The organism is Paracoccus sp. N5, assembly GCF_000371965.1.
GTDB lineage: Bacteria > Pseudomonadota > Alphaproteobacteria > Rhodobacterales > Rhodobacteraceae > Paracoccus.
In genome coordinates this window covers 2,706,439-2,731,289 of the sequence record NZ_AQUO01000001.1, presented here as the reverse complement: position 1 = coordinate 2,731,289, position 24,851 = coordinate 2,706,439, and the positions used below count along the sequence as shown (strand labels likewise).

Below are 24,851 nucleotides of genomic sequence, written 5' to 3'. Positions count from 1 at the left end.
CGCCAGCCTAGCGCGGCAGCGGCAGCTCCTGCGGCGGCGCCTGTCCCGCCAGCAGCGCGTGCCAGATCCGGTTGACCTGCGCGGCCTTGGCGGGCCAGGTGAAATCGCGCATCACCCGCGCCTGCCCCGCCGCCGCCATGCCCGGCAGCACGGCAGGATCGGCCGCGATGGCCTCCAGCCGCGCGCGCAGCCCGGCGACGATCTGCGCGCGGCTGCCCATGGCGATGCGGAAGCCTGTCGCGTCATCGACCAGCTCGCCCGGCCCGGCGTAATCGGCGATGACCGGCACCACGCCCAGGGCCATCGCCTCGAGCACCACGCCGCCGCCGAATTCCCGCACCGAGGGGAACACCAGCAGTTGCGACCGCGCCGCGATGGCCTGCACCTGCGCATGTTCCACCCAGCCGAGCAGGTTCACCGCATCGCCGACGCCTTCGCGCGCCACCAGATCGCGCAGCTGCGCCATTTGCGGACCGTCGCCGATGATGTCGAGGACCAGCGCGCCCGAGCGCAGCAGCGGCAGCGCCGCCTCGATCGCCATGTCGGCGCCCTTGTAGGGCACCAGCCGGCCGATGAAGCAGCCGCGCAGCGGCAGCGTGCCCGGCTGCGGCGCGGTCAGGCTGAAGCGCGCGGGGTCGATGGCGTTCTCGGGCAGCCAGACCGTCTTGCCGCGATATTTCGCCGAGATCTCGCCCAGGGTATGCATCGAGCCGCAGATGACGGCGCTGGCGTCGCGCAGCATCGCGCCCCGGCCCGGCAGCGCCTTGTAGGCACCGCGCACATAGGACAGCCATTCCCTTTCGCGCCGCCGCTCGCTGTCGAAGCCCTTGGGCCAGGGCACGCCGCCGTTCAGCGGCCCAAGGACAAAGGGCACCCCTGCCCGCTTGCAGCGCGGCGCAAGCAGGCTGTTCGCGGTCGGCGTCAGCGGCGTGACGCGATGCACGATGTCGAATTCGCCGGCACGGATGCGGGCGCCGAAGGCGCGCCAGACCAGCCGCTCGAAATAGCCGTAGCCCAGGGTCGAGACGGCGGTCTTGATCGTCCAGCCGACGCCCTTGCCCATGCTGAGCCGCTCGGCCAGCCGCCACATCGGCGCCGCCAGCGCCTCGCTATCGATGGCGGTGAAATCGCGACCCTCGACCAGGCCGGCGCGCAGGATCGCCTCGCGGTTGCGGACCTGGGTGACGATATGGACATCGGCCAGATCGCGCAGCGCATGGGCCAGCGACCAGCCGACCAGCGGCACCGAGACCCATTCCGGGTTTGCCGCCTCGGCGATGACCAGAGCCTTGATACGCCTGTCCAAGATGCCGTCCCCCGCCGCTTTGTCCCTTTCCCGCGTAGCCGCGGCGCAGAAACCGCGTCAAGCGGATTTCGCGGCGAATTTTTCTGGCAGCCGGGCGTTGACAGGTGCCGGGGCTCTGCCTAGATGGGCGTCACTGGCACTCACCAAGACCGAGTGCCAACACCTTAAACCAACCTGTAACACCGGAGTGTTCACATGGCTTTCAAACCGCTGCACGACCGCGTTCTGGTCCGCCGCGTCCAGTCGGACGAAAAGACCAAGGGCGGCCTGATCATCCCCGACAGCGCCAAGGAAAAACCCGCCGAGGGCGAGATCGTCTCGGTCGGCGAAGGCGCGCGCAAGGATTCGGGCGAACTGATCGCCCCGGCCGTGAAGGCCGGCGACCGCGTGCTGTTCGGCAAATGGTCGGGCACCGAGGTCACCGTCGACGGTGAAGAACTGCTGATCATGAAGGAAAGCGACATCCTGGGCATCATCGCCTGATCTCGCCTTTCCCGCATAACCCATTACAGGAGTAGATAGAATGGCTGCGAAAGAAGTCCGGTTCAACACCGACGCCCGCGACCGCATGCTGAAAGGCGTGAACATCCTCGCCGATGCCGTGAAGGTCACGCTGGGCCCGAAAGGCCGCAACGTGGTGATCGACAAGTCCTTCGGCGCCCCGCGCATCACCAAGGACGGTGTCTCGGTCGCCAAGGAGATCGAACTGTCCGACAAGTTCGAGAACATGGGCGCGCAGATGGTCCGCGAAGTCGCGTCGCGCACCAATGACGAGGCCGGCGACGGCACCACCACCGCCACCGTGCTGGCCCAGGCCATCGTGAAAGAGGGCATGAAGGCCGTTGCCGCCGGCATGAACCCGATGGACCTGAAGCGCGGCATCGACGTCGCCACCGCGAAAGTGGTCGAGGCCATCAAGGCCGCCGCCCGCCCGGTCAACGACTCGTCCGAAGTGGCGCAGGTCGGCACCATCTCGGCCAATGGCGAGGCCTTCATCGGCCAGCAGATCGCCGAGGCCATGCAGCGCGTCGGCAACGAGGGTGTGATCACCGTCGAAGAAAACAAGGGCATGGAGACCGAAGTCGAAGTCGTCGAAGGCATGCAGTTCGACCGCGGCTATCTCTCGCCCTATTTCGTGACCAATGCTGACAAGATGGTCGCGGACCTGGAAGACGCCTACATCCTGCTGCACGAGAAGAAGCTGTCGTCGCTGCAGCCGATGGTGCCGCTGCTGGAGGCCGTGATCCAGTCGCAAAAGCCGCTGCTGATCGTCGCCGAGGACGTCGAGGGCGAGGCCCTGGCCACGCTGGTCGTCAACAAGCTGCGCGGCGGGTTGAAGATCGCTGCGGTGAAGGCTCCGGGCTTCGGTGATCGCCGCAAGGCCATGCTGCAGGACATCGCGATCCTGACCGGCGGCCAGGTGATCTCGGAAGACCTGGGCATGAAGCTGGAGAATGTCACCATCGACATGCTCGGCCGCGCCAAGAAGATCTCGATCAACAAGGACAACACCACCATCGTCGATGGCGCCGGTGAGAAGGCCGAGATCGAGGCCCGCGTCAGCCAGATCCGCCAGCAGATCGAGGAAACCACCTCGGACTACGACCGCGAGAAGCTGCAGGAGCGTGTTGCCAAGCTGGCCGGCGGTGTTGCCGTCATCCGCGTCGGCGGCATGACCGAGATCGAAGTGAAAGAGCGCAAGGACCGCGTCGATGACGCGCTGAACGCCACCCGTGCGGCGGTTCAGGAAGGCATCGTCGTCGGTGGCGGCGTGGCCCTGGTCCAGGGCGGCAAGGCGCTGGAAGGCCTGACGGGTGTGAACTCGGACCAGGATGCCGGCATCGCCATCGTCCGCCGCGCACTGGAAGCCCCGATGCGCCAGATCGCCGAGAACGCCGGCGTCGACGGCGCCGTGGTGGCCGGCAAGGTCCGCGAGTCGAACGACAAGGCCTATGGCTTCAACGCCCAGACCGAAGAATATGGCGACATGTTCAAGTTCGGCGTGATCGACCCGGCGAAAGTCGTCCGCACCGCTCTGGAAGACGCGGCGTCGGTGGCCGGCCTGCTGATCACCACCGAGGCGATGATCGCCGAGAAGCCCGAGCCGAAGGCTCCGGCCGGTGGCATGCCCGACATGGGCGGCATGGGCGGCATGATGTAATCAGCCCCGCCTTTGGCGAAGGATCGGCCGTCCCGAAAGGGGCGGCCTTTTCGATTCAGGCCGAGGCCCGGCGCTGCTGCGCGAGCCGGCGCAGCAAGGCCAGCACGAAGATCCCGGTCAGGATCAGCACGATGGTCGGCGCCGGCGCGCTGTCGAGCCAGAAGCTGGCATAGACCCCGGCCAGCATCGCCGCCATGCAGACCGCGACCGCCACCGCCAGCATGCGGCCGAAGCTGCGCACCAGCAGGAAGGCGATGGCCCCCGGCGCGATCAGGAGCCCGACCGCCAGGATCAGCCCGGTTGCCGACATGGTGGCGACGATGGTCAGCGACAGCACCGCCAGCAGCCCGTAATGCAGCAGCCCGACCGGCAGCCCCGAAGCCCGCGCCTGCGCCGGATCGAAGGCATGCAGCATCAGATCCTTCCATTTCACGAGCAGCACCGCCGCGACCGGCAGCGCGATCCCCAGCGCCAGTTGCAGGTCCTGCGGGCCGACGCCCAGCATGTTGCCGAACAGGATATGGTCCAGATGCACGTCCGAGGTGATCGCGGTATAGATCACGATGCCCAGCCCGAACATGCCCGAGAAGACCACGCCCATCACCGTGTCCTGCTTGACCCGGCTGTTGCCCGACAGATAGCCGGTGGCCAGCGCCGTCACCATGCCGGCGGTGAAGGCGCCCAGGATCAGCGGAAAGCCCCAGAGATAGGCTAGCACCACGCCCGGCAGCACGGCATGGCTGACCGCATCGCCCATCAGCGCCCAGCCCTTGAGCACCAGGAAGCACGACAGCAGCGCCGTCGGCACCGAGACGATCACCGCGATCAGAAAGGCGTTCTGCATGAAGCCGAACTGAAAGGGCGCCAGAAGCGCGCTCATGGCGTGGCCTCCAGCGCGGCGCGGGCCTTGGCGCGGGCAGCGAGCAGCCCGTGCTTCGGCGCCCAGACGAAGGCCGCAAGGAAGATCAGCGTCTGCAGCACCACGATGATGCCGCCGGTGGCGCCGTCGAGGAAATAGGACAGATAGGCGCCGGTGAAGCTGGTGACCGTGCCGATGGCGACCGAGAGCCCGATCAGCCGCGGGAAGCGGTCGCAGATCAGATAGGCCGTCGCGCCCGGCGTCACCACCATGGCGATGACCAGGAAGGCGCCGACCGTCTGCATCGCCGCCACCACCGAGGCCGAGAGCAGCACGAAGAACACGGCCTTCAAGAGCCCCGGCCGCAGCCCGACCGAACGCGCGTGGCTTTCGTCGAAGAAGACCACCATCAGGTCCCTCCACTTCGCCAGCAGCACCGCCAGCGAGACGAAGCCGATGATCGCCAGTTGCAGCGTGTCGGCGGGGGTGATCGACAGGATATTGCCCATGGTGATGGTCTGGACCGAGATCGCCATCGGGTTGATCGAGACCATGAACAGCCCGAGCCCGAAGAAGCTGGTGAAGATCAGCCCGATCACCACATCGGCTTTCAGCCCCGAGCGGTCCGACAGGAACAGCATCGCCGCCGCCGCCAGCCCGCCCGAGAGAAAGGCCACCAGCGCGAAGGGCAGGCCCAGCATATAGGCGCCGGCGACGCCCGGAACCACGGAATGCGACAGCGCGTCGCCGATCAGCGACCAGCCCTTGAGCATCAGATAGGCGGACAGGAACGCGCAGACCCCGCCGACCAGCGCCGAGACCCACATGGCATTGGTCATGTAGAGATAGTCGAAGGGCTCCAGCAGCAGGCTCATTCCCGGCCCTCCGCCGGTTCCCCGGCCGTATGGGTGCGGTCGCCGTATTGCACCAGCGGGCGCTCGTCATCGGTCAGGATGGTGACGCGGCGCGGGTCGTCGTCGTCATGGAGCGCGCCGCCGCCCAGGGTAAAGCGGCGCAGCACGCCGCCAAAGGCGGTCTCCAGGTTCTCGCGGGTGAAGGTGGTCTCGGTCGGGCCGTAAGCCAGCACCGTGCCCTTGACCAGCACCACCCGGTCGCAGAATTCCGGCACCGAGCCCAGGTTGTGGGTCGAGACCAGCATCACCCGCCCCTCGTCGCGCAGCTCGCGCAACAGCGCGATGATCTGGTCCTCGGTCTTGACGTCGACGCCGGTAAAGGGCTCGTCCAGCAGGATGACGCGGCCGTCCTGCGCCAGGGCACGGGCCAGGAAGACGCGCTTCTTCTGACCGCCCGAAAGCTCGCCGATCTGGCGGTGGCGGTAGTCCTGCATATCCACCCGCGCCAACGCCGCATCCACGGCGTCGCGGTCGGCCTGACGCGGGATGCGCAGGAAACCCATGTGGCCATAGCGGCCCATCATCACCACATCCTCGACCAGCACGGGGAATGACCAGTCCACCTCCTCGGCCTGCGGCACATAGGCGACCAGGTTGCGCTTCAGCGCCTCGCGCACCGTCATGCCCAACAGGCGGATCTCGCCCGCGGCGGCCGGCACGAACCCCATGATCGCCTTGAAAAGCGTCGATTTTCCGGCGCCATTCACCCCCACCAGCGCGGTGACCGTGCCGCGCGGGATCTGGAAACTGGCATGGCGCAGCGCGGTCAGCCCGTTGCGATAGGTCACGGTCACGTCGCGGGCGTCGATGCCGCCGCCGGGGTCGGCCCGGTCGCTTTCCCCAAGCTGGGTCCTGATGTCGTCGCGCATCCCTGCTCCCTTGCTCAGTTGCCGGCGGCCAGGCCCCTGGCCACGGTTTCGGTGGTGGCCTTCAACAGGTCGAGGTAACTCGGCACCGGCCCGTCCGGCTCGGACAGGCTGTCGACATAGAGCACGCCGCCGTAATGCGCCCCGGTCTCGCGCGCGACCTGCTCGGCCGGGGCCGTGTTCACCGTGCTTTCGCAGAACACCACCGGGATCCGATGCTCGCGCACGCCGTCGATGACCGTGCGGACCTGGCGCGGCGTGCCCATCTGGTCCGAGTTCATCGGCCAGAGGTAAAGCTCCTTCAGCCCCAGGTCGCGCGCCAGATAGGGAAAGGCGCCCTCGCAGGTCACCAGCCAGCGCCGCTCCTCGGGGATGGCGGCGATCTCGGCCCGCAGCGGTTCCAGCGCCGCGCGCAGCTGTTCCTTGTAGGTTCCGGCATTGGCGGCATAGGTCGCGGCATTGGCGGGATCCTGCTGCGAAAAGGCCCTGGCGATATTGTCAACATAGGCTTCGGCATTGGTCAGGCCCATCCAGGCATGCGGGTTCGGCTTGCCCTCATAGCCGCCGGCGGCGATCGGGATCGGGTCGATGCCTTCGGTCAGCGTGACCGAGGGCACCTCGCCCAGGTTAGCCAGGAACTGCTGGAACCAACGTTCCAGGTTCATGCCGTTCCACAGGATCAGGTCGGCGCCCTGGGCCCGGACGATATCCTGCGGCGTCGGCTCATAGCCGTGGATCTCGGCGCCGGGCTTGGTGATCGAGACCACCTCGGCCGCGTCCCCCGCCACATGCCGGGCCATGTCGGCCAGCACGGTGAAGGTGGTGACCACCTTCATCTTCTCCGCGGCCGCAGCAGGGCCCGCCACGAGCGCCATCGCCGCCACCGCGCCAATCAGGCGCGCGCCTGTCCGAGCCATGCTCATCCCTTCCGGTTTCGCGGCGCGCAGCCTTTTGCGGCGCCGACTCAGTTGCGAGTTGGTCGCATATAGACATAGCGTCTTGCGAGCGTATCGCAAGTGCAAATCAATCGCAACTGGCTGTGAAATCGGGCCGTGCCGCGGGTGCACCGGGCATGCACGCCGCGTACACCGCGCGTACACCGGCAACGCGCGCCGCGTTAAGGCGCGGTTAACCCGTTGCGCGGAGGCTGGGGGCGGTTTGGCACGGGCGTCGGAGGTCGGGATGGTCAGCAGGGCGGAAGAGCAGCGGCGGGTGAATTACCACTACATGGCCGATGCCATGCGGATGCTGGAATGGGATCTGCACCAGCGGCTGATGGAGGAGCTGCGCATCCCCGCCGAATGGCACGAGATCGCGCGCGAGAAGGGGCAGTCGAAGAAGACCCGCGTGACGATCCGGCTGGACGAGGAGGTGGTAAAATTCTTTCGCTCGACCGGGGCGGACTGGCAGCCGCGGCTGAACCGGGTGCTGTCGGTCTGGATGCATGCCCGGCTGGCGGGGATGATCCGCGGGGCGGAGACGATGGATTACATGCAGCGGCGGGTCGAGGAAGGCTTCGACGGGGCGCGGCCGCGCTGGGGGGATTTGCAGCGGATGGAGGATGAGGCGCTTGGGGATGAGGCGACTCGGTTTGGTGAGGTGGGGGTGCCGATGGGAAAGGAACGGATGCCGAGCGCGGTGGTAAGGGTGGAGTCGGAGGGGAAGAGGGGGTGAGGGAGGCAAAGGGGAATGCCAAAATACCAACCCGGGACTACTAGAACTCAAACACACGTCGTGCTTAAAAGAGGAACTCCTTCGGCACTTAAGGATAACTGCCAATGCCTTACGATCCCCAGCAGCCAAACTTGAAAAGACTTAAAAAGAGCTATTCTGAGGCATCACGAAGAACGGTGTTTTTTGTGGGAGCAGGATCGAGCTCGGAGGTCGGCCTGCCGAGTTGGCAGTCGCTAGCAAAAGGCCTACTCTCCAGCCTAGATGCCTCCACTCCATCCTCGGCACTAAGCGGCGAGCTACTCGACCATTTTAATTCAGCGCAGCAATTTTATGAAAACGGTCAGTTTTGGGAGCTTTTTGGCTGCGTAGGAAGCAACTGGAAGCAGCTCTATGAGGATTATTTAGAAGACATATTTTCCCACGACCGGATAACACAGTGCGAAATCCCAAGCGTTTACAGACGAATCTGGCGCATGAGAAACGTCGGTCAGGCATTAACCTTAAATATCGACGGGCTCTTGAGCAGAGCTTACAACGAAGTTTTCGGCCAAAACGCGCCCCAACTCTTCGAGTTTCCTGGAACTAGCGTTGTTGACAGCAGATCATATTTTTCCCGCAACTACCCCGTAGTATTAAACTTGCACGGTATTTACAATCAAAGAACAACTTGGGTAATGAACTTGGGCGAGCGTCAGCGACTTTTTACAAGTATGCGCGGCGGGGCTTACTCGACTTTTCTCAGACATATTTTCGAGAACTACATTATCGTATTTGTAGGGGTAAATATTAGAGACGCTGCCATATCTCCAGTCATCGAAGAAATTTCAAAATCCGGCTTACTTCAAGACCACTACTGGCTAACCCCCAATATTAATTCAGATAACTACGCGTGGGCTCAACGAATGGGCGTCCGCACAATAAGCTACTCCCCAGAAATGTCCGGATCAGGCAATTACGCACACAGCACCGTTATCTGTTCGATCCTAGACGAAATAGAATCTTTCAAATCCCTTGACCAGCCGGCAATTCTTCCAAGTCGAAAAGAGTTTTCAGAGCGCGATTTCCCTAGCGCCCACGAAATCATCCACCTAGCGACCACCGATCCGCTCGGCGCCAGAGCAAAACTTGATCAGCGCATAGAGTATCTCGGCCAGCAGCATGGCTTCAACGGAAATCAAATAGCCGGGTTCGTACGCGAGTATGCCATTCCAATCGAACTGACATCTATCGTTGGGAACACCGCCCCCTATAGCAAACTAGATCGCGTATCAATCAGCACTGGCGTTAGCTCATCAAACTCATCAAACGTTTGGTTAGCATTGGAGGAAGACGGCTCTACAATGTGCGCCGTGAAAACTCTTAGCGCACAAGCCTACAAAGACCCTATTGAAAGAGAAAGCTTTCGGCGCGGAATTGAGTCTCTTTACCAGCTAAATAAGACAAATCAATCTATAGCGCCGAAGTTCCTATTCCACACCAATATTCCGCTCTCTGTGGGAATGGAGAATATTAATGGAACATCTCTATCTGAGATGGTATCCTCCTCACCCAACATCATAAGGGAATGCTGGTTAGAAACGTTCATTAAAATCTCTCGCTCGCTAATGGTATGCCACAGCTCCGAGGCCACAGTTCTTCACAGAGACCTAAAGCCCAAGAACATCTTACTTGAGGGCGCTTATGCTGGATGTGATGCTATTGATTTTCAAAACGCCGCCATCCGGTTTATCAATTTCGACATGTCATGGCATAAACTTAGCGTTGGAAACACCAAGTCCGTTTCTGCGGATGAGGTGGGATATTATGCACCAGAGCAGCGCAGTTTTCAGAATTCCGACACTCCACGCTCAACAAAAACTGACATTTACATGTTAGGAATGGTTCTTCTTTATCTTATTTCTGAGGCCCCGCCACCCGAAGGCGGTGCCAAACTACAGGGGTGGGAAGAGTATCTGAGAAGAAAAGTCGGATCGCGACTTCATGACGAACTCATCCGCTCAAGAATAGCTCGACTCCTGCTCAGAATGACGAAGGTCGACCCAGAGCACAGGCCGGACCTTAGGAGTGTAGTCACAGATCTAGAGGTGATTGTACTTGCGGAAAAAGAGCAGTGGGGCGCTGTTGATCCGGACATTCTAGTAGAAAAATCTCTAGCAATGATCGGGTATGATTACTCTTGGGACGAAAGAGATCTCAAAGGGATCGTTAAGACGCCGCGCCAAATAGAGTTGTCGTTATCCTATCAACACAGGGGACAGCAAATCTGCCTGAACTGGATGAGACAGCGAGATGATGGCATTGACAGGAAGAATTTTGGCGGAAAGCTCGGAGACCTTTCATCCAACGTTAAGCAGCAACTGCGAGACTTTGGGTGGGAAGTGGAGGAGGGTGGCGGTCACCACAGCAGGTCCATTGCCGCTCGCATAAAACATAAGCTTATCGTCGATGACGCAAATGGCTTCTTTAACCATACCAAAGATATCGTAACGCGCCTGATGGGCGACATTTAGCACTATTTAGAGGGACGAAGGGCTACTCGACGAGTAGCCCTTCAATAGATATAATTTGGGTGTCAAGCCTGCAAGGCCCGCACCCCGACCTCGCCTTCCCCCCGCGACTTGATCGCCGCCACGGCTGCGATGCTCCCCGCGGCCGTGGTGTAATACGGGATCTTGTCGTTCAGCGCGACGGCGCGGATCTCGCGCGAGTCGGCGATGGCTTGCGCGCCTTCGGTCGTGTTCAGCACCATCACGATCTCGCCGTTTTTCAGCCGGTCCACGATGTTCGGGCGGCCTTCGTAAACCTTGTTGACCAGCTCGGTCTGGACACCGGCCTCGCGCAGGAAACGCGCCGTGCCATTGGTCGCAACCAGCGCAAAACCCATCGCGGTCAGGTCGCGGGCGGCCTGGGCCAGGGCCTCGGACTTGTCGGCGTCGCGGACCGAGATGAAGACCAGGCCCTCGGAGGGCAGCGTGGTCCCTGCCCCCATCTGCGCCTTGAGGAAGGCGCGGGCGAAGTTGCGGTCCCAGCCCATGACCTCGCCGGTCGAGCGCATCTCGGGGCCCAGGAGCGTGTCGACGCCGGGGAAGCGGGCGAAGGGCAGCACCGCCTCCTTGACCGAGAACCAGGGCGTGTTCGGGTCCGCGAGCGTCAGCGGGTCGGCGAAGGGCAGGCTGTCCTCGGGGCCGACGCCCTCGGGATAGGCGGCCCGCGCCGGGAAGTTCGCCATCGGCTCGCCCGCCATCAGCCTGGCTGCGATCGAGGCGATGGCGCTGTCGGTGGCCTTGGCGACGAAGGGCACGGTGCGGCTGGCGCGCGGGTTGACCTCGAGCACGTAGATCGCGCCGTCCTTCAACGCGAATTGCACGTTCATCAGCCCGACGACGTTCAGGGCGCGGGCCATGGCGACGGTCTGGACCTTCAGCTCGGCGATGGTGGCGGGGTCGAGCGTGTGCGGCGGCAGCGAACAGGCGCTGTCGCCGGAATGGACGCCGGCTTCCTCGATATGCTCCATGATGCCGGCGACGTGGACGGTCATGCCGTCGGAAAGCGCGTCGACATCGACCTCGATGGCGCCCGAGAGGTAGCTGTCGAGCAGCACCGGGCTGTCGCCCGAGACCTTGACCGCCTCGCGGATGTAGCGGTTGAGCTGGTCCATGTCGCGCACGATCTCCATGGCGCGGCCGCCCAGCACATAGGAGGGGCGGATGACCAGCGGGAAGCCGATCCGCTCGGCGATCTCGATGGCCTCGGCGTCGGAATGGGCGATGCCGTTGATCGGCTGCTTCAGGCCCAGGTCATTGAGCAGCTTCTGGAAGCGCTCGCGGTCCTCGGCCAGGTCGATGGCGTCGGGCGTGGTGCCGAGGATCGGGATGCCCTCCTCCTCCAGCGCGTTCGCCAGCTTCAAGGGCGTCTGGCCGCCGAACTGGACGATGACGCCGTGCAGCGTGCCGTTTTCCTGCTCGATGCGCAGGATCTCCAGCACGTGCTCCAGGGTCAGCGGCTCGAAATAGAGGCGATCCGAGGTGTCGTAATCGGTCGAGACCGTCTCGGGGTTGCAGTTGACCATGATCGTTTCATAGCCGGCCTTGGTCAGCGCGAAACAGGCGTGGCAGCAGCAATAGTCGAACTCGATGCCCTGGCCGATGCGGTTCGGGCCGCCGCCCAGGATCACCACCTTCTTGCGGTCGCTGGGCCGGGCCTCGTTTTCGACATCGCCCATCGCCGGGGCTTCGTAGGTCGAATACATATAGGGCGTCTGGGCCTCGAACTCGGCGGCGCAGGTGTCGATGCGCTTGAAGACCGGGTGCAAGTCATGGGCGCGGCGCGCCTCGCGCACGACTTTCTCGCCGGCGCCGGTCAGGGCCGCCAGCCGGGCGTCGGTGAAGCCCATCATCTTCAGCCGGCGCAGGCCCTCGGCATCCTGGGGCAGCCCGCCCGCGCGCACGGCATTCTCGGCCTCGACGATCTCGCGCAGACGCGCCAGGAACCAGGGGTCGAAGGCGGTGGCGTGCTGGATCTCGTCGTCGCTCAGGCCGTGGCGCATGGCCTGGGCGATCAGGCGCAGCCGGTCGGGGGTCTGGGCGCTGATCGCCTTGACCACGGCGGCCTTGTCCGGCGCACCGGGGATCTCGATGTCGTCAAGCCCGGTCAGCCCGTTCTCCATCGAGGCCAGGGCCTTTTGCAGCGATTCGTGGAAGCTGCGGCCGATGGCCATGACCTCGCCCACGGATTTCATCGCCGTGGTCAGCTCGGGCTTGCTGCCCGGAAACTTCTCGAAGGCAAAGCGCGGGATCTTGGTCACGACATAGTCGATGGAAGGCTCGAACGAGGCCGGCGTCACCTTGGTGATGTCGTTGTCCAACTCGTCCAGCGTATAGCCCACCGCCAGCTTGGCCGCGATCTTGGCGATGGGGAAGCCGGTCGCCTTCGAGGCCAGCGCCGAGCTCCGCGACACGCGCGGGTTCATCTCGATCACCACCATGCGGCCGTCCTTGGGATTGACCGCCCATTGCACGTTCGAGCCGCCGGTCTCCACCCCGATCTCGCGCAAGACGGCAATCGAGCCGTTGCGCATGCGCTGATATTCGCGGTCGGTCAGGGTCAGCGCCGGGGCGACGGTGATGGAATCGCCGGTATGCACGCCCATCGGATCGACGTTCTCGATCGAGCAGACGATGATGGCATTGTCGGCGCGGTCGCGCACCACCTCGAACTCGTATTCCTTCCAGCCCAGCAGGCTCTCGTCCACCAGCACCTGCGCCACCGGCGAGGCCTCCAGCCCCGAGCGCACGATGCGCTCGTAATCGTCGCGGTTATAGGCGACGCCGCCGCCGGTGCCGCCCAGGGTGAAGGCCGGGCGGATGATCGCCGGCAGGCCGATCTCCTCCAGGTCGACCATGGCCTGGGCGATCCCCGCGGCGATGTCATACTTGCCGCTCGCCAGCTTCGGCGCCGCGACGATGGTGGCGCGCGGGTTTTCCAACCCGATGCGGTCCATGGCCTCGCGGAACAGCTTGCGGTCCTCGGCCATCTCGATGGCGGCGCGCTGCGCGCCGATCAGCTCGACGCCATAGCGGTTCAGCACGCCCATGTCGGCCAGCGCCAAGGCCGTGTTCAGGCCGGTCTGCCCGCCCATGGTCGGCAGCAGCGCGTCGGGCCGTTCCTTGGCGATGATCTTTTCCACCACCTCGGGCGTGATCGGCTCGATATAGGTGGCATCGGCCATCTCGGGATCGGTCATGATCGTGGCGGGGTTCGAGTTCACCAGGATGACCCGATAACCCTCTTCGCGCAGCGCCTTGCAGGCCTGGGCGCCGGAATAGTCGAATTCGCAGGCCTGGCCGATGACGATGGGCCCGGCGCCGATGATCAGGATGGACTTGATATCGGTTCTCTTCGGCATGGCGGTCCCTCGGGCTTGCGGCTGATAAATCGTCCGGGGTTATAGCCGTGGCGGGCCAAGGCGCAAGGGTCCGCACCGCCGCCCGGCCAAAAATCCGCGGCAGGCGAAAGGGGCGCCGCCCCGACGCGCCGCCCCTGGCCTTCTCTGTTGTCCAAATACCCCTGCGGCCGGGCCACCGGGCGGATGCGTCACGCCTTGGGCGCGCGCTTCTTCAGCCCCTTGCCATGGTTCGAGATCCAGTCCATCGCCGCCAGCAGCACGCCCGAGACGACGAAGACCAGGTGGATCACCACCATCCAGCGGATCTGGTCGGGGGCATATTTGCCGACATCCATGAACACCTTCAGCAGGTGGATGCCGGAGATCGCCACGATCGAGGCCACCAGCTTCAGCTTCAGCCCCGAGAAATCGACCTCGCCCTGCCATTCCGGCCGGTCCTCGTGTTCGCTCAGGTTCATGCGGCTGACGAAATTCTCGTAGCCGGAAAAGATCACGATCAGCAGCAGGTTCGCCGCCAGGCTCAGGTCGATCAGCGCCAGCACCCCCAGCACCGCGTCGTTCACGGTCATCACCGGCAGGATCTGCACGAGATGCCAGAACTCCAGGCCAAAGACCCAGAGCAGCAACAGAAGCGACAGCGACAGGCCGACATACATCGGCGCCATCAGCCAGCGGCTGGCGAAAAGACTGCGTTCGATCAGGTGTTCCATGTCATCCCTCGTCATGCGTTGCAGCCGATCTAGTCACGCCGCAGCGCGGCGAAAACCCCCTGCCTGCATCCGCGCGGCCGGAATGGCTTCTTCGCTTCGCAAATACCCTTGCGGCCGGGCCGGTGCCGCAGGTCAGTCCAGGCTGTCGTAATGGCGCAATATCCACAGCAGGTCATAGACCAGCCAGGCCAGCCCCACCGCCATGACCTGCCGCGGCCCGCGGGCCCGCAGCGCCAGGGCGGCGGCCAGCACGCCCAGCACCAGCCGCAGCGGGTATTCCCAGCCCAGGGCCGCCAGATAGTCGCGGCCCTTCAGCGCGGTATCGAAGAGATCGAAGGCGAAGGACAGCGCGAACAGCCCGTAGAAGCCGCGCCGGCGGCGCATGAAGAAGGCCTCGGTCTCGGCATGGTCGGTATTGCCGTCGGGAAAGATCAGCGTCGCCATCAGGAAGAAGAGCGAGGTATAGGCCAGCACGAAGACATAGATGCCGAAATGCCAGCTTTCGACCCGGCGCAGGGCGAATTCCCACCACCAGAAATGCACCGCCCCGGTCAGCAGCACGAAGGCCCAGACGATCTGCGCCGCCATGCCCTCGGTCCGGGCCGGCTGCTGGATGCGGCGCGACAGGCCCGAAAGCACGCGGGTGATGGCCAGCCCCAGGATCATGCTGACCAGAACCCGCAGATGGCCATAGGCTTCCATCGACCCGTCCCTTGCTGCCGCGCCTGGCCGGATGCTAACCGGCAAGGCACGGAGGGGAAAGGCCGATGCGCGTCACGCCGCGATGAACTCGCGCACGAAGGGCGTCGCCGGGCGGGCGCGGATGTCATGCGGCCGGCCGATCTGCTCGATCCGGCCCATGGACATCACCACCACCAGGTCGGCCAGCTCCATGGCCTCGTCCTGGTCATGGGTGACGAAGACCGTGGTCAGGCCGGTGGTGTCGTGGATCTCGCGCAACCCCTGGCGCAGTTCCTTGCGCACGCGGGCGTCGAGCGCGCCGAAGGGCTCGTCCAAGAGCAGCATGCGCGGCTCGATGGCCAGCGCGCGCGCCAGGGCGACGCGCTGGCGCTGGCCGCCCGACAGCTGGCTCGGGAAGCGCCTGGCGATCTGCGGCAGCTGGATCAGGTCCAGAAGCTTCGACACCCGGCGCTGGATCTCGGCCTCGGGCGGGCGCGAGGCGCGCGGGCGGGCGCGCAGCCCATAGGCGATGTTCTCGAACACCGTCATGTGCTTGAACAGCGCATAGCTCTGGAACACGAAGCCTGCGCGCCGTTCCTGCACGGTCATGCCGGTCGCGTCCTGGCCGTCGAACAGCACCCGGCCGGAACTCGGGAACTCCAGCCCGCCCAGGATGCGCAGAAGCGTGGTCTTGCCCGAGCCCGAGGGCCCCAGAAGCGCCACCAGCGCCCCCGAGGGGATGGCCAGGCTGACCGGCCTCAGCGCCGTGGTGGCGCCGAATTCCTTGGCGATCTCGTCGATCTCGATATGCATCGGAACACCTCAATATCTGCGGGTTGCGGCAAGCTGGTCGGCGTGGCGCCATTCCAGCACGGACTTCAGCGCCAGCGTCAGCAGGCCCAGCGCCGCCAGCACGGCAGCCAGCGAAAAGGCCGCCACCGAAAGATATTCGTTATACATCATCTCGATGGTGATCGGCATGGTGGCGGTGACGCCGCGGATCTTGCCCGAGACCACGGCCACGGCGCCGAACTCGCCCATGGCGCGGGCGTTGCACAAGAGCACTCCGTAAAGCAGCGCCCATTTGATGTTGGGCAGCGTCACGGTCAGGAACACCCGCCAGCCCGAGGCGCCCAGCGTCAGCGCCGCCTCCTCCTCGGCCCGGCCCTGCTCGATCATCACCGGGATCAGCTCGCGCGCGACGAAGGGGAAGGTGACGAAGACCGAGGCCAGGACGATCCCCGGCAGCGCGAAGATGATCGGAAAGCCCTGCGCGACCAGCCAGCCGCCGATCAGGCTGTTCGTGCCGAACAGCAGCACCAGCGCCAGCCCCGCCACCACCGGCGAGATGGAAAACGGCAGGTCGATCAGCGTGATCAGGAAGGCCTTGCCGCGAAAGTCGAACTTGGTGATGGTCCAGGCGGCGGCGATGCCGAAGACCGCGTTCAGCGGCACGGCGATGGCCGCGACCAGGAGCGTCAGCCGGATCGCCGATTGCGCGTCGCGGTTCCCCAGCGAGGCGAGGGCGGCGCCCGCACCCTTGGCCAGGGCCTCGGCAAAGACCACGGCCAGCGGCGCCAGCACCAGGATGCCAAGGCCGACCAGGGCCACGGCGATCAGCGCGACGCGGGCCGGGCGGCTTTCCTCGGTCACCGGGCGCCAGCGGGCGGGGGCTTGCGTGTCAGACATGGCCAATCCTCCGGCGGCTCCAGATCTGGATCAGGTTGATGGCCAGAAGCATGGTGAACGAGATCAGCAGCATGGCGATGCCGATGGCCGCCGCACCGTTGTAATCGAATTCCTCCAGCTTGATGACGATCAGCAGCGGCGCGATCTCGGTCTTCAGCGGCAGGTTGCCGGCGATGAAGATGACCGAGCCGTATTCGCCGACCGCGCGGGCCAGCGACAGCGCGAAGCCGGTCAGCGCGGCCGGCATCAGCATCGGCAGGATCACCCGATGCAGCGTGCAGAACCGGCTGGCGCCCAGGGTGGCGCTGGCCTCCTCGACCTCGCGCTCGATCTCGGCGATCACCGGCTGCACGGTGCGGGTGACGAAGGGCAGGCCGACGAAGACCAGCGCGATCAGGATACCCCATTGCGTATAGGCGACCTTGCCGCCCAGCGCCTTGGCGAGGCTGCCGAAGACGCCGTTCGGGGCGTAAAGCGCGGTCAGCGCGATGCCCGCCACCGCCGTCGGCAGGGCAAAGGGCAGGTCCACCATCGCATCGACCAGCCGCCGGCCGGGAAACTCATAGCGCGCCAGCACCCAGGCCAGCAGCGTGCCGAAGACCAGGTTGAACAGCGCGGCGAAAAACGCCAGCCGGAACGACAGGTAAAGCGCCGCCCAGACCCGCGGCGTATTCACCGTTTTCCAAATACCCTCTGCGCCATAGCTCGCGCCCTGGGCCAGCAGCGCGCCGACCGGCAGGATGACGATCAGCGACAGCATGGTCAGCGTGATCCCCATGCCCAGCGCAAAGCCGGGCATGGGGGATTTCTGGATGCGCAGCGCCTGCATCGCCTATTTCCCGGAATAGATCTGGTCGAAGGTGCCGCCGTCGCCGAAATGCTCGGGCTGGGCCTGCTTCCAGCCGCCGAAATCGGCGATGGTCACCAGGTCGAGCTTGGGGAAACGCGCCACATCCTCGGGATTGGCGGCGCTGGCATCCCAGGCGCGGTAATAGTGCTTGAAGGCCAGCGCCTGCCCCTCGGGCGAATAGAGGAAGCCCAGATAGGCATCGGCCAGCGCCTTCTGCTCGTCGCCGCCGATGTTGCCGTCCACCACCGCGACCGGCGGCTCGGCCAGGATCGAGACCGAGGGCACGACGATGTCGAACTGATCCTCGCCCAGTTCGCTCAGCGCCAGATAGGCCTCGTTCTCCCAGGCCAGCAGCACGTCGCCGATCTCGCGCTGGGTGAAGGTCGTGGTCGAGCCGCGCGCGCCGCTGTCCAGCACCGGGACGTGCTTGAACAGTTCGGTCACGAAAGCCTTGGGATCCTGGCCGTTCTTCTGCGCCCAGGCCCAGGCGGCGAGATAGTTCCAGCGCGCCCCGCCCGAGGTCTTGGGGTTCGGGGTGATCACCTCGACCCCCTCCTTGACCAGGTCGCCCCAATCCTGGATGCCCTTCGGATTGCCCTCGCGCACCAGGAAGACGATGGTCGAGGTATAGGGCGAACTGTTATGCGGCAGGCGCGACTGCCAGTCCTCGGGCAGCAGCCCCTTTTCGGCGATCTTGTCGATGTCCGAGGCCAGCGCCAGCGTCACCACCTGCGCCCTGAGCCCGTCGATGACCGAGCGCGCCTGCGCGCCCGAGCCGCCATGCGAGGTCTCGATCTGCGCCGCCGGATGGCCGTCGGCCTGCCATTTCGCGGCGAAGGCGGCGTTCACCTCGCGATACAGCTCGCGCGTCGGGTCGTAGCTGACGTTGAGCAGGCTTTCGGCCTGGACCTGGCCGGAAAGGCCCAGCGCGGTCACGGTCAGCGCCACCGACATCACGCGGCGCAAGGGCAGGCTCAGGCAACGATCCCAGAAGCCGGCCTGCAGCGGATAGCCGGTCATGCGCTTGGTGCCGTCCTCGACCGTCAGGCGGCCGTCCAGGTGGCGACGGATCACCCGGCCATGGGCCAGCTGGCTGTCGGTCACGCGAATGGTGCGGATCATGATGCCTTCCCTCCTTCGATGCCCCGCCGGGGCCTTCATGCCCCGTAATAACGACAGGGTTTGTCGTTTATTTCAAGAAAAAAGACGTGTTCACCCATCGTTTTTTATTATTATTATAAATCAAATGATTATGTTGACATGCGCCGGGATCCGCCGATATTTCTCGATCAGGACGGATCGGCGCCAAAGCGGAATCGGCGGCTTTTCCGCAGCGCCTCGCGGCCGGACAGAAACGACCAAGGCCGGACCCAGGGGCCCGGCCTCAGCTGCTTTCCGTTCTCCAGATACCCCCCGGCACCCGCGCCGCTGGCGGGCCGCCTGAACGCCGGCATCGGCTTTCTCTGTTGTTCAAATACCTCTGCGACCGCGACGCCCGCGGTCAGCCCGGAAGCTGGTCCTCGGCCTTCTGCGCCAGGGCCTCGGCGCGGGCGGCAAGCTCGGCCATGCCCTCGCGCAGGCTTTCGGGCACCACCGGCACCTCGACCCGCTGCGGATTGGCCTTCAGCCGCGCCAGCTCGCGCTCGGCCGAGGCGGCGCGATCCTCCAGCGCCGTCATGCGGTCGGCGAGCATCAGCCCGGCCAGCAGCAAGAGCCGCGGCTCGGGCATGCGGCCGGCCTGGGTCAGGATCACCTGCGCCTCGCCGTCCAGCAGCGCGGCGGCACGCTTCAGCAGCCGCTCCTCGCCCTCCTGGCAGGACAGCGTGTAACTCTTGTGCCCGATCGAGAATTCGACTTCGGCCATGGCTCAGCCCCTTTCCCCGTCCAGGTCCGCGGTCTCCGGCGCGGCGGCTTCCCCGGCCATGCGGTCCAGCGTGTCGATGATGTCGCCCATCTGCGCCATCTCGGCGGCGCGGGCGGCGCGCAGCGCCTCGACCTCGGCCTCCAGCGCCGCAAGCGCCTCGTCCCGGGGCAGGCCGGCGGCCTCGATCAGCGCGCGATTGGCCGCGGCCAGCGCCTCGTTGGCGGCCGAGAGCCGCGCCGCCTCCTGCCCGGCCGCCACCAGGCGCTGATGCGCCTCGGCCAGCCGCGCCTCGCAGGCAGAGAGCGTCGCGGCCTGGCGCTCGTGCAGCGCCGCCAGTTCCTGCGACAGGCGCTGGTTCTCGGCGCGGGTATCGGCCGAGGGCGCCTCGCCACCGGCGGCAGCGGCGCGGTCGATCAACCGGTCGATGCGGTCCAGGGCGGCGGTCAGCCGCTTCTCGCTGGCAGTCAGCTCGTCTCTCATCGGCCAGGATCCTTTCAGGCGCTTGTCCGCTTGCCCCGTTTTGGCACCCCGCCGCCGATATGACAAGAACGCCGGCCCGGGGCCGCGCGGCGACCCGCCCAAAGCCCCGGCTTTTCAGCCGCCCCCGCCCGCCCTATAAGGCGGCGAGCCTTTCATGAGGAGAGAAGATGCGCCGCGCAAAGATCACCCGCGACACGGCCGAGACCCGGATCGAGGTCGAGATCGACCTGGACGGCAGCGGCCGCTACGACAACCAGACCGGCGTCGGCTTCTTCGACCACATGCTCGACCAGCTGTCGCGGCATTCGCTGATCGACCTGACGGTGCGGGCCAAGGGCGACCTGCATATCGACGACCACCACACGGTCGAGGATACCGGCATCGCCCTGGGCCAGGCTCTGGTGCGCGCCTTGGGCGACAAGACGGGCATCCGCCGCTATGGCCGCTTCCACCTGGCGATGGACGACGCCCAGGTCGCGGCGGCGCTGGATCTGTCGGGCCGGGCCTATCTGGTCTGGAACGTCGCCTTCCCGACCGAAAAGATCGGCACCTTCGATTGCGAGCTGGTGCGCGAATTCTTCCAGGCGCTGTCTACCCATGGCGGGATCACCCTGCATGTCGACCGCATCCACGGGCTGAATTCGCATCACATCGCCGAGGCCGCCTTCAAGGCCGTGGCCCGCGCCCTGCGCGAGGCGGTCGAGCCCGATCCGCGCATGGCGGGCGTGCTGCCCTCGACCAAGGGCGCGCTGTGATGCGCGTCGCCCTGGTCGATTACGACAGCGGCAACCTGCATTCCGCCGAAAAGGCCTTCGCGCTGATGGGCCGCGAGGCCGGGGCCGAGGTGGTGGTGACCTCCGACCCGGCGGTCGTGCGCGCGGCCGACCGCATCGTGCTGCCGGGCGACGGGGCCTTCCCGGCCTGCAAGGCGGCGCTCGAGGCCGTGCCTGGCATGGTCGAGGCGCTGACCGAGGCGGTGCTGACCCGCGCCGTGCCCTTCATGGGCATCTGCGTCGGCATGCAGATGCTGGCCGAGATCGGCCACGAATATCGCGACACCCCCGGCCTGGGCTGGATCGGCGGCCAGATCGACGCCATCGACGCGCCGGGACTGAAGGTGCCGCATATGGGCTGGAACGACCTGACGGTGCTGCGCCCGCATCCGCTGCTCGACGGCATCCGCTCGGGCGATCACGCCTATTTCGTGCACAGCTGGCAGTTCCGCGTCGCGGATCCCGCGCATCTGCTGGCGACGGCGGATTACGGCGGGCCGGTGACGGCGGTGGTCGGCAAGGGCAATATCGTCGGCACCCAGTTCCACCCCGAGAAATCGCAGGACGTGGGCCTGCGCATCATCGCCAATTTCCTGCGCTGGCAGCCCTGAAGGGTCAGGCCCTGGCCCGACCCTCCTTGATCTTGGCGGCCAGGTCCTTGGCGATGGCAAAGGCGCCCTTGATGCGGTCGGCGTCGCCCGACCAGTCGCGCAGCACCACGATCCTGTTGTCGGTGACCTTGGCCTGGCCGCGCTGGTCGTGGATGAATTCGACCAGCCCGGCCGGGTTCGGGAACTTGTCGCCGTGGAACTGGATCGTCACCCCCTTGGGCCCGGCGTCCAGTTTCGAGATATTCGCCCGCTTCGCCATCGCCTTGATGCGGATGACCAGCAAAAGCGTGTTCACCTCGCGCGGCAGCGGGCCGAAACGGTCGATCAGCTCGGCGGCGAAGCCCTCGAGCTCGACCTTGGTCGTCAGTTCGGCCAGCCGACGATAAAGCCCCAGCCGCACGTCCAGATCCGGCACATAGCTTTCGGGAATCGTCACCGGCACGCCCAGGTTCAGCTGCGGCGCCCATTCGTCCTCGGGCGTGCCCTCGATCTCGCCGGATTTCAGCTTGGCGATCGTCTCCTCCAGCATCTGCTGGTAAAGCTCGAAGCCGACCTCCTTGATATGGCCGGACTGCTCCTCGCCCAGAAGGTTGCCCGCCCCGCGCAGGTCGAGGTCCTGCGAGGCCAGGTTGAAGCCGGCGCCCAGGCTGTCGATGGCGCCCAGGAACTTCAGCCGCCGCATCGCCTGCGGCGTCAGCGGCACCCGCGGCTTGGTGGTGAGGTAGCAATAGGCCCGCGTCTTGGACCGGCCCACCCTGCCCCTGATCTGATAGAGCTGCGCCAGGCCGAACATATCGGCGCGCCAGACCACCATGGTGTTCGCGGTAGGAATATCCAGGCCGGATTCGACGATGGTCGTCGCCAGCAGCACATCGGCGCCACGGTCGTAGAAGGCATTCATGCGGCTATCCAGATCGCCCGCCGCGAGCTGGCCATGGGCGACGATGGTCGAGACCTCGGGGACGTGTTCCTTCAGCCATTCCTCGACCTCGGGCAGGTCCGACAGGCGCGGCACGACGAAGAAGCTCTGCCCGCCGCGATATTTCTCGCGCAAAAGCGCCTCGCGGATGGTCACGCTGTCGAACTCGCTGACATAGGTGCGGATCGAGAGCCGGTCCACCGGCGGCGTGCCGATGATCGACAGGTCCCGCACCCCGGTCAGCGACAGTTGCAGCGTGCGCGGGATCGGCGTCGCGGTCAGGGTCAGGACATGGATGTCGCTGCGCAGTTCCTTCAGCCGCTCCTTGTGGCCGACGCCGAAATGCTGCTCTTCATCGACGATCAGCAGGCCGAGGGTCTTGAAGCGCACCTGTTTCGCCAGCACCGCATGGGTGCCGACGACGATGTCCACGGTGCCCTCGGCCAGGCCCTTGCGGGTCTCGGCCGCGTCCTTGGCCGAGACGAAGCGCGACAGCGGCCGGACGTTGATCGCCGTGCCGCGGAAGCGCTCGGCAAAGGTGCGGAAATGCTGCCGCGCCAGCAGCGTGGTCGGCGCCACCACCGCGACCTGACGGCCCTGGCTGGCGGCGATGAAGGCCGCGCGCATGGCGACCTCGGTCTTGCCGAAGCCCACGTCGCCCACCACCAGCCGGTCCATGGGGCGGCCGGCGGCCAGGTCCTCGGCCACGTCCGAGATCGCCGCCGCCTGGTCCTCGGTTTCGGTATAGGGGAAGCGGGCGGCGAAACTTTCGACCTCGTGATGCTCGGGCTCCAGCACCGGGGCGGGACGCAGCAGGCGTTCGGCCGCGACGCGCATCAGCTTGTCGGCGATCAGCTTGATGCGTTCCTTGAGCCGCGCTTTCCGCGCCTGCCAGGCCCCGCCGCCCAGCTTGTCGAGCAAGCCTTCCTCATGGCCATAGCGGCTGAGCAGCTCGATGTTTTCCACCGGCAGATACAGCCGGTCGCCGCCGGCATATTCGATGGCGACGCAGTCATGCGGCACCTTCAGCGCCATCACGGTCTCGAGGCCGGTATAGCGGCCAATGCCATGCTCGACATGCACCACCAGGTCGCCGGGGGTCAGGGTCGTGGTGTCGCGCAGGAAATTCTCGGCCTTGCGCCTGCGCCTGGCACCCCGGATCAGCCGGTCGCCCAGCACGTCCTGTTCCGAGATCACCGCCAGCGGCCCGGTCGCCGCGCCGTCCGAGACAAAGCCCTCTTCCAGCGGCCAGACCGCCAGCCCCAGCGCGCCGGGCGCAGCCGGCAGGTCGCGCAGATCGGCGATGGGCTTTGCGCCCTGCACCCCCTCGTCGGCGATCAGCCCGGCCAGGCGTTCGCGGGCACCTTCGGAGAAGCTGGCGACCACGACGCGATGCGTGGCTTGAAGTTTTCGAATATGCTCCGACAGGGACTTGAATAAGTTTCCCTTTTCGGCCTGCCGCTCGGGCGCGAAATTGCGCCCGACCCGGCCGCCCGCATCCAGCACACCCGGCCCGGGCGGCTGCGGCAGCACCGAGAGCCGCAGCAGGCGATGCGCGGCAAGCCAGCGCTTCCACTCGGCCTCGTCGGGGAACATCTCGGACGGCGGCACCGGGCGATAGACCGTATCGGTGCCCCCCTTGCGGGCCAGCGCCTCGCGCCGGGCCTCGAATTGCTCGGCAATGGTATGCGCGCGCGCGTCGCGGACCTGGTCCAGGTGGTCGTCCGCCACCACAGAGGCGCCGGGCAGATAGTCGAAGAGGCTCTCCAGCCCGGCGTGGAACCAGGGCAGCCAATGCTCCATCCCGGCCATCTTGCGCCCGGCGCTGATGCCCTCATAGAGCGGGTCGTTCGCGGCGGCGCCATATTCGGCACGGTAGTTCTGGCGGAAGCGGGTGATCGCGGCTTCGTCCAGGATCACCTCGGACATGGGCGCCAGCTCGACGTGATCGAGCTTTTCGGTGGAACGCTGTGATTCCACGTCGAAACGCCGCGCGCCCTCCAGCACGTCGCCGAACATATCCAGCCGGATCGGCCCCGAATCGCCCGGCGGATAGATGTCGATGATGCCGCCGCGCACGGCGAAATCGCCGGGCTCGGTCACGGTGGGCGATTGCGAAAAGCCCATGCGGGCCAGATAGGCGCGCAAGGCCCCCTCGTCCATGCGGTTGCCCACGGTGGCCGAGAAACTGGCCCCGCGCAGCGCCGCGCGCGGCGGCACCCGCTGCATGGCGGCCGAAAGCGTGGTCAGCAGGATAAAGGGCCCCTTCAGCGCGCCATGCGCCAGGGCCGTCAGCACCGCCATGCGCGCGGCCATCACGCCCCCGGCGGGCGAGACGCGGTCATAGGGCGTGGTGTCCCAGGCCGGGAATTCCAGCACCACGGCCTGCGGGGCGAAGAACCCCAGCGCGGCGCGCATCGCCGCCATGCGGCGGTCGTCGCGGGCGATGTGGATGACGGGCTGGCCGCGCGACAGTTCGCGCGCGACCAGGGCGGCGTCCATGCCCTCGGGCGCGCCGGAAAGGATCAGGTGTTCGGGATGCGCTGACATGGCCCGTGAGGTAAAGCCGGCGCGGGCAGAGTCAAGCCC

The 24,851-nt window shown here is 65.7% G+C and carries 21 protein-coding genes; 6 read left to right on the top strand and 15 right to left on the bottom strand.

Annotated features, from left to right (window positions below):
• Window positions 1-7: 7 nt before the first annotated feature.
• On the bottom strand, window positions 8-1,309 hold the full coding sequence (locus PARN5_RS0113780) for a glycosyltransferase family 4 protein (protein WP_026155429.1): 1,302 nt from the start codon (window positions 1,307-1,309) through the stop codon (window positions 8-10).
• A 192-nt stretch (window positions 1,310-1,501) separates the two neighbouring features.
• Between PARN5_RS0113780 and PARN5_RS0113775 the strand changes: the two genes are divergently transcribed.
• Both PARN5_RS0113775 and groL read left to right on the top strand, forming a co-directional pair.
• The gene (locus PARN5_RS0113775; protein ID WP_018000357.1) at window positions 1,502-1,789 is read left to right on the top strand and encodes a co-chaperone GroES; all 288 of its coding nucleotides are present in this window, start codon (window positions 1,502-1,504) and stop codon (window positions 1,787-1,789) included.
• A 40-nt stretch (window positions 1,790-1,829) separates the two neighbouring features.
• A complete protein-coding gene (gene groL, locus PARN5_RS0113770; RefSeq protein WP_018000356.1) occupies window positions 1,830-3,467 on the top strand; it encodes a chaperonin GroEL in 1,638 nt (545 codons plus the stop codon).
• A 55-nt stretch (window positions 3,468-3,522) separates the two neighbouring features.
• Here groL and PARN5_RS0113765 read toward each other — a convergent pair whose 3' ends face one another.
• Genes PARN5_RS0113765 through PARN5_RS0113750 form a run of 4 tightly spaced genes read right to left on the bottom strand, consistent with a single transcriptional unit; the run spans window position 3,523 to window position 7,023 of the window.
• A complete protein-coding gene (locus tag PARN5_RS0113765) occupies window positions 3,523-4,347 on the bottom strand; it encodes a metal ABC transporter permease (protein ID WP_018000355.1) in 825 nt (274 codons plus the stop codon).
• Window positions 4,344-5,201 carry a metal ABC transporter permease gene (locus PARN5_RS0113760; RefSeq protein ID WP_018000354.1) on the bottom strand — a complete coding sequence of 286 codons (858 nt, stop codon included), beginning with the start codon at window positions 5,199-5,201 and terminating at the stop codon, window positions 4,344-4,346. The genes PARN5_RS0113765 and PARN5_RS0113760 overlap by 4 nt, the downstream gene beginning before the upstream one ends.
• Complete coding sequence (locus tag PARN5_RS0113755) at window positions 5,198-6,109, bottom strand: manganese/iron ABC transporter ATP-binding protein (protein ID WP_018000353.1); 912 nt, start codon at window positions 6,107-6,109, stop codon at window positions 5,198-5,200. The genes PARN5_RS0113760 and PARN5_RS0113755 overlap by 4 nt, the downstream gene beginning before the upstream one ends.
• A gap of 14 nt (window positions 6,110-6,123) precedes the next feature.
• Window positions 6,124-7,023 (bottom strand): metal ABC transporter substrate-binding protein, encoded by a 900-nt coding sequence (locus PARN5_RS0113750; protein ID WP_026155428.1) that lies wholly within the window; start codon window positions 7,021-7,023, stop codon window positions 6,124-6,126.
• 265 nt (window positions 7,024-7,288) lie between these two features.
• Here PARN5_RS0113750 and PARN5_RS25120 point away from each other — a divergent pair, with 265 nt between their 5' ends.
• On the top strand, window positions 7,289-7,780 hold the full coding sequence (locus tag PARN5_RS25120; protein ID WP_018000351.1) for a BrnA antitoxin family protein: 492 nt from the start codon (window positions 7,289-7,291) through the stop codon (window positions 7,778-7,780).
• Window positions 7,781-7,884: 104 nt separating this feature from the next.
• Window positions 7,885-10,290, top strand: a complete 2,406-nt coding sequence (locus PARN5_RS23565) for a protein kinase (protein WP_081614971.1) — start codon at window positions 7,885-7,887, stop codon at window positions 10,288-10,290.
• Window positions 10,291-10,352: 62 nt separating this feature from the next.
• Here PARN5_RS23565 and carB read toward each other — a convergent pair whose 3' ends face one another.
• The 9 genes from carB to PARN5_RS0113695 all read right to left on the bottom strand — a co-directional run bounded on the left by carB (window position 10,353) and on the right by PARN5_RS0113695 (window position 19,959).
• The gene (carB, locus tag PARN5_RS0113735; protein ID WP_018000349.1) at window positions 10,353-13,685 is read right to left on the bottom strand and encodes a carbamoyl-phosphate synthase large subunit; all 3,333 of its coding nucleotides are present in this window, start codon (window positions 13,683-13,685) and stop codon (window positions 10,353-10,355) included.
• A 188-nt stretch (window positions 13,686-13,873) separates the two neighbouring features.
• Entirely contained in the window at window positions 13,874-14,395 is a 522-nt protein-coding gene (locus PARN5_RS0113730; protein WP_018000348.1) for a TIGR00645 family protein, read from the bottom strand.
• 132 nt (window positions 14,396-14,527) lie between these two features.
• Window positions 14,528-15,097 carry a hypothetical protein gene (locus PARN5_RS0113725; protein ID WP_018000347.1) on the bottom strand — a complete coding sequence of 190 codons (570 nt, stop codon included), beginning with the start codon at window positions 15,095-15,097 and terminating at the stop codon, window positions 14,528-14,530.
• A 72-nt stretch (window positions 15,098-15,169) separates the two neighbouring features.
• The gene (gene cysA, locus PARN5_RS22160; RefSeq protein WP_018000346.1) at window positions 15,170-15,889 is read right to left on the bottom strand and encodes a sulfate ABC transporter ATP-binding protein; all 720 of its coding nucleotides are present in this window, start codon (window positions 15,887-15,889) and stop codon (window positions 15,170-15,172) included.
• Window positions 15,890-15,898: 9 nt separating this feature from the next.
• The gene (gene cysW / locus PARN5_RS0113715) at window positions 15,899-16,765 is read right to left on the bottom strand and encodes a sulfate ABC transporter permease subunit CysW (RefSeq protein WP_018000345.1); all 867 of its coding nucleotides are present in this window, start codon (window positions 16,763-16,765) and stop codon (window positions 15,899-15,901) included.
• Complete coding sequence (gene cysT / locus PARN5_RS0113710) at window positions 16,758-17,594, bottom strand: sulfate ABC transporter permease subunit CysT (protein ID WP_018000344.1); 837 nt, start codon at window positions 17,592-17,594, stop codon at window positions 16,758-16,760. Before cysT ends, cysW begins: the two co-directional genes overlap by 8 nt.
• A 3-nt stretch (window positions 17,595-17,597) precedes the next feature.
• Window positions 17,598-18,569: a sulfate ABC transporter substrate-binding protein gene (locus tag PARN5_RS0113705; protein WP_085999857.1), complete on the bottom strand. Its 972-nt coding sequence runs from the start codon at window positions 18,567-18,569 to the stop codon at window positions 17,598-17,600.
• Window positions 18,570-19,116: 547 nt separating this feature from the next.
• The gene (locus PARN5_RS0113700) at window positions 19,117-19,479 is read right to left on the bottom strand and encodes a cell division protein ZapA (RefSeq protein ID WP_018000342.1); all 363 of its coding nucleotides are present in this window, start codon (window positions 19,477-19,479) and stop codon (window positions 19,117-19,119) included.
• Window positions 19,480-19,482: 3 nt separating this feature from the next.
• Entirely contained in the window at window positions 19,483-19,959 is a 477-nt protein-coding gene (locus PARN5_RS0113695) for a hypothetical protein (protein ID WP_018000341.1), read from the bottom strand.
• A 167-nt stretch (window positions 19,960-20,126) separates the two neighbouring features.
• Between PARN5_RS0113695 and hisB the strand changes: the two genes are divergently transcribed.
• Together hisB and hisH are read left to right on the top strand one after the other, a co-directional pair.
• Window positions 20,127-20,714: an imidazoleglycerol-phosphate dehydratase HisB gene (hisB, locus tag PARN5_RS0113690; RefSeq protein ID WP_018000340.1), complete on the top strand. Its 588-nt coding sequence runs from the start codon at window positions 20,127-20,129 to the stop codon at window positions 20,712-20,714.
• Window positions 20,714-21,343: an imidazole glycerol phosphate synthase subunit HisH gene (gene hisH, locus PARN5_RS0113685; RefSeq protein ID WP_018000339.1), complete on the top strand. Its 630-nt coding sequence runs from the start codon at window positions 20,714-20,716 to the stop codon at window positions 21,341-21,343. Before hisB ends, hisH begins: the two co-directional genes overlap by 1 nt.
• Before the next feature lie 4 nt (window positions 21,344-21,347).
• Here the strand turns inward: hisH and mfd are convergent, their stop codons facing one another.
• Window positions 21,348-24,812: a transcription-repair coupling factor gene (gene mfd / locus PARN5_RS0113680; RefSeq protein ID WP_018000338.1), complete on the bottom strand. Its 3,465-nt coding sequence runs from the start codon at window positions 24,810-24,812 to the stop codon at window positions 21,348-21,350.
• Window positions 24,813-24,851 lie beyond the last annotated feature (39 nt).

Bases quoted from the DNA above. Each gene is read 5' to 3' on its own strand.
- carB (WP_018000349.1), bottom strand. From the start codon at position 13,685: ATGCCGAAGAGAACCGATATCAAGTCCATCCTGATCATCGGCGCCGGG.
- PARN5_RS23565 (WP_081614971.1), top strand. From the start codon at position 7,885: ATGCCTTACGATCCCCAGCAGCCAAACTTGAAAAGACTTAAAAAGAGC.
- mfd (WP_018000338.1), bottom strand. From the start codon at position 24,812: ATGTCAGCGCATCCCGAACACCTGATCCTTTCCGGCGCGCCCGAGGGC.
- cysA (WP_018000346.1), bottom strand. From the start codon at position 15,889: ATGCATATCGAGATCGACGAGATCGCCAAGGAATTCGGCGCCACCACG.
- PARN5_RS0113705 (WP_085999857.1), bottom strand. From the start codon at position 18,569: ATGTCGGTGGCGCTGACCGTGACCGCGCTGGGCCTTTCCGGCCAGGTC.
- PARN5_RS0113730 (WP_018000348.1), bottom strand. From the start codon at position 14,395: ATGGAACACCTGATCGAACGCAGTCTTTTCGCCAGCCGCTGGCTGATG.
- PARN5_RS25120 (WP_018000351.1), top strand. From the start codon at position 7,289: ATGGTCAGCAGGGCGGAAGAGCAGCGGCGGGTGAATTACCACTACATG.
- cysT (WP_018000344.1), bottom strand. From the start codon at position 17,594: ATGCAGGCGCTGCGCATCCAGAAATCCCCCATGCCCGGCTTTGCGCTG.
- PARN5_RS0113725 (WP_018000347.1), bottom strand. From the start codon at position 15,097: ATGGAAGCCTATGGCCATCTGCGGGTTCTGGTCAGCATGATCCTGGGG.
- hisH (WP_018000339.1), top strand. From the start codon at position 20,714: ATGCGCGTCGCCCTGGTCGATTACGACAGCGGCAACCTGCATTCCGCC.
- PARN5_RS0113760 (WP_018000354.1), bottom strand. From the start codon at position 5,201: ATGAGCCTGCTGCTGGAGCCCTTCGACTATCTCTACATGACCAATGCC.
- PARN5_RS0113755 (WP_018000353.1), bottom strand. From the start codon at position 6,109: ATGCGCGACGACATCAGGACCCAGCTTGGGGAAAGCGACCGGGCCGAC.
- PARN5_RS0113700 (WP_018000342.1), bottom strand. From the start codon at position 19,479: ATGGCCGAAGTCGAATTCTCGATCGGGCACAAGAGTTACACGCTGTCC.
- PARN5_RS0113775 (WP_018000357.1), top strand. From the start codon at position 1,502: ATGGCTTTCAAACCGCTGCACGACCGCGTTCTGGTCCGCCGCGTCCAG.
- PARN5_RS0113765 (WP_018000355.1), bottom strand. From the start codon at position 4,347: ATGAGCGCGCTTCTGGCGCCCTTTCAGTTCGGCTTCATGCAGAACGCC.
- cysW (WP_018000345.1), bottom strand. From the start codon at position 16,765: ATGTCTGACACGCAAGCCCCCGCCCGCTGGCGCCCGGTGACCGAGGAA.
- groL (WP_018000356.1), top strand. From the start codon at position 1,830: ATGGCTGCGAAAGAAGTCCGGTTCAACACCGACGCCCGCGACCGCATG.
- PARN5_RS0113695 (WP_018000341.1), bottom strand. From the start codon at position 19,959: ATGAGAGACGAGCTGACTGCCAGCGAGAAGCGGCTGACCGCCGCCCTG.
- hisB (WP_018000340.1), top strand. From the start codon at position 20,127: ATGCGCCGCGCAAAGATCACCCGCGACACGGCCGAGACCCGGATCGAG.
- PARN5_RS0113750 (WP_026155428.1), bottom strand. From the start codon at position 7,023: ATGGCTCGGACAGGCGCGCGCCTGATTGGCGCGGTGGCGGCGATGGCG.